Annotated in this window: 5 protein-coding genes; all 5 read right to left on the reverse strand. The window is 58.7% G+C overall.

Annotation, left to right across the window (positions count from 1 at the left end; translation table 11 throughout):
• The coding region (locus PHD44_RS12470) for a hypothetical protein (RefSeq protein ID WP_300192206.1) at positions 1 to 680 on the reverse strand (680 nt) is incomplete at its 3' end.
• Between the two features lie 34 nt (positions 681 to 714).
• Positions 715 to 1,146: a hypothetical protein gene (locus PHD44_RS12475; protein WP_300192207.1), complete on the reverse strand. Its 432-nt coding sequence runs from the start codon at positions 1,144 to 1,146 to the stop codon at positions 715 to 717.
• Positions 1,147 to 1,534: 388 nt separating this feature from the next.
• Positions 1,535 to 1,810, reverse strand: coding sequence for a hypothetical protein (locus tag PHD44_RS12480; RefSeq protein ID WP_300192208.1), 276 nt, complete (start codon positions 1,808 to 1,810; stop codon positions 1,535 to 1,537).
• Positions 1,807 to 2,076 carry a hypothetical protein gene (locus PHD44_RS12485; protein WP_300192209.1) on the reverse strand — a complete coding sequence of 90 codons (270 nt, stop codon included), beginning with the start codon at positions 2,074 to 2,076 and terminating at the stop codon, positions 1,807 to 1,809. The genes PHD44_RS12480 and PHD44_RS12485 overlap by 4 nt, the downstream gene beginning before the upstream one ends.
• Before the next feature lie 2 nt (positions 2,077 to 2,078).
• Positions 2,079 to 2,384, reverse strand: coding sequence for a hypothetical protein (locus tag PHD44_RS12490; protein WP_300192210.1), 306 nt, complete (start codon positions 2,382 to 2,384; stop codon positions 2,079 to 2,081).
• Between the last annotated feature and the right edge of the window lie 928 nt (positions 2,385 to 3,312).

A 3,312-nucleotide genomic window follows, 5' to 3' on the forward strand; every position in this document is an offset into this window, starting at 1 on the left:
GTGGCACCGAGGCCCGCGCCGTAGGCGCAGTTGCACGGTAACTGCATCGGCGCGAGTGAAACGTCATCGGAGGTGAGGGTTACGAAGCCGAGCAACTCTTCACCGGCTACGAGGACGCCGTTCTGGCTCAGGACGGCGGCGGCACCGACGATCTTTGTGGCGCCTTCGCTCAGCGTTACCGTGCCGATCGCGGTCAAGGCGGCGGCGGCGATAACGCCACGGGCGACGTCGCAGAACTGCGGAATCTCGTAGACGGGGGCCTCGGAGGCGAAAATCAGTCCGGCAATCCACTGCGGAATGTTCGTGATGGCGATGTCATTGCTGACACGGATTTGCACGGACGATTTTCCGGCCGCTTGCCAGTTGACCTCGTAGAGCTTCAACGGGCAGGTGCTGGGATTGATTAACGCACCGAGCGAGGAGGAGTTAGCGTAACACGGGAACCGTGACGGGGCCGGATTGGGAACCCAATCGCCGGAGTCCACGTCGAAGCGGAAGTTTCCGCCTGTCTGCTCGGCGGCGAGGGCAACGGATGGGGCAACCTGGCCCCAAACGTGGGTGATAAGCCACGGACCGCCAGCGGGTAGAACTATGAGAGCACCGAGGGCGGATTCACCAGCGGCGGCTTGACCTGCACCGGCGGCGACCATGGCGTGCATTTTGGAGAGAACTTGTCCCATTCGAAACCTCTATGAGTTTACGACGGCGGGGAGATTACGCTCCGGCCATCGAGATTTTCTTCTCATGCAGCGCCTTGGCGACGACCGAGACGCGGTTTATGTTGGTGGGATCGCCTTTCGGCCCTCTGGGCGGCAGGGTCAGGGCGGCAATGACCTGGCGATAGGGGTCAAAGCCCTTCTGGTACGCGTCCTGGGAAACGCTGATGCCCTGCGACCATCGGGAAACGCCTTTCTCCCGCGCGCCTTTTTGCCAGGCGGCGGTTCCGGCGCGGGCGATGCCCTTACCGAAGCGCTTCTGGGTGATACCGGCCTGAACGCCCTTCTCGTAGTTGCTCTCCGCCGCCTTGGCCTGAGTGGCCCAATCGGCGCGCGGGTTGTTGATTCCCTCCTCGTACGCGCCGCCCGATACGGACGCACGCTCGGCCCACTTTTTGGTGATGCGGTCGGCCGATTTGATATTTGCCATACGAGGCCTCCGTGGTGGTGGTTGTCAGTCAAAGTCTACGCCCATGGTACGATGATTCAACAACTTCCGTCAAGAAAAATATTTGCAGGACGGTAAAATATTTCCGTTTATGTCTGTAGACAGGAGGTTCCGATTTCTGCAAGGTTTTGCACATATCCACAGGTTATCAACATATGAGACAGGGCTTAAATCGCTGTTTTTCTGGGACTTGCTGAGTTATCCACATAAAAAACCGCTCTTTATTAGTAGTTTGTATAAAGACTAGAATAACCCAATCGGTAGATAGTTTGCATAGAGACCCTAGTGGAACCTTAGGCTATCGACTAAAAAGTCCATGTTCAGAAGATGGGAAACCCCGGCCGGTGTGATCTCGGCCGGGGTGGTGGTGTCAGACGGTTTGGTCCTGGGTGGGAACGGTCGTCTCGGGTGGTGTCTCGGTGGGCGGTGGCTGTGCTGGCTGCTCGAACAGCTCGGGGTGCGTGAGTGTCGGCGGCACAGGTGCGCGGGAGATGACGCAGAAGTCGGGCGCGGTGGTGTCGAAGTAGATATAATCCTCGACGGTGCAATGGATATGCTCAAGCACATCCGGGGGGATGATCACGGCCTTAGATCGGCCGACCTTGTGCACCTTACGGACATGGGCCGTGACCGGTGAACCGCTCACTGGTGCCTCATCAGCGCCACTGTGGCGCAGGTGAATGATGCGGCGAACTCGACTATGCGCAGGCGGTCGCCTTGGAATACCACCTGGTCGGCGGTGATTGGAGGAATGGTCGTATCTTCCGTGATGGTGGGCACGTCGTAGAGGAAATACTGGTTGGGGGTTGGTGATGAGATCAGGACGAACCACGTTGACGGCTCGACGATAGACCGATAGGTCATCTGCTGGAATGCGTCCGCGAGGGACGTACAAATTAAGCTACACGACATAATCAATTCTCCTTGTTTCCGTCTTCGAGGGGTGGCCTCGGGGCGGGTGCTGATGCGTTGAAAAGTGTTGGAGGAACGGCTTGGGCCAGCGAAGCCAGGTCAGCCAGATTCCCCATGAAAATTATGCAGGTGGCCTGATGTTTCAGGGTGCTGCGGTTAGCCAGGAACGTATCACGGTCGACGACCATGATGTGATTGGAGCACAGGCGGCGCAGGATAACGACCTGCTCCGTTGGTGCGGTTTCGAGGAAGGCGTGGGCGGCGAATGCGGCGTCGACCAGCCTTTCGAACGTAACGTCGATGGTCAATGACAGCCTCCAGTAGTTAGATTTGTTAGCCATGATTTGATATAATACAGTGTCTCAATCCATGTCAATATAAAAGTCTCAATACAGATTAAATATTTTATATAGAGGGCCGGGGTGTATGTAAAAATTGAGGCAATAGAAATCTGCTAGCGGACTAGGGGCCGCCGTGTATACAGACTTTGAGGAAAAACAACCGCGCGAGCGGAGCGAGCGCGGGTGTTTTCCGGACGGTTAAATGGAGCGAAGCGACAAACCAACGGACGGCCGCCAGGCCGGAGCCGCCGCGCGGGCCCAGGTGGAAGATGGCAGAACCACGGATGATTCCGGGCGATTGCGCGGCGGAACAGGCGGCGGACGGGAGGGGGAAATTTGGAGCCCGGCCGCCCGGCAACTGCCGGGGCTGGCGAGCGAAGCGAGACTGCGGCGCGGAGTGGCGGGGAAGGGGCCCCGCCAGCGCCGAAGGCGCCGACGCGCCACGGCCGGGCGACTGCGCCGCACCAACGAGCAATGCCGGAGTTCGTGTGCGGCGCTGGCCCGCTTGCGGGCCCCTCTATGTTCCGCGCTACTGCGCGCCGAAAAACCGGTGGTGGCCGGTGCTGAAAGCACCAGCGCGGCAGCGACCGGAGGGAGTGTGCCGCGCCGCGAGTGGAACGAGCGGCCACCACCGTTTACGATCTTCAGTTTTCCGCCGTTCTTTTTATATTCTTCTCCAATTCGCTGAAACTGCTATAATTCAACTACTTCGGGACTTTCGAGAACCTCCAAGGCGGAAAACTGGAATGGTGCGCGCGCGGAATCTTTCCAGACCCCGGAAGCTGACCATTCGGGCAATCGTCGCTATCGGTGGAGTCGGTCGCGTTGGGTTATCCGGTGATCGATCGAGCGCGATGTTAGGTCAGATATCAGATTACTATTCGCGGCGATCGCC

Source organism: Halothiobacillus sp., from assembly GCF_028710545.1.
GTDB lineage: Bacteria > Pseudomonadota > Gammaproteobacteria > Halothiobacillales > Halothiobacillaceae > Halothiobacillus.

Bases quoted from the DNA above. Each gene is read 5' to 3' on its own strand.
- PHD44_RS12475 (WP_300192207.1), bottom strand. From the start codon at position 1,146: ATGGCAAATATCAAATCGGCCGACCGCATCACCAAAAAGTGGGCCGAG.
- PHD44_RS12485 (WP_300192209.1), bottom strand. From the start codon at position 2,076: ATGTCGTGTAGCTTAATTTGTACGTCCCTCGCGGACGCATTCCAGCAG.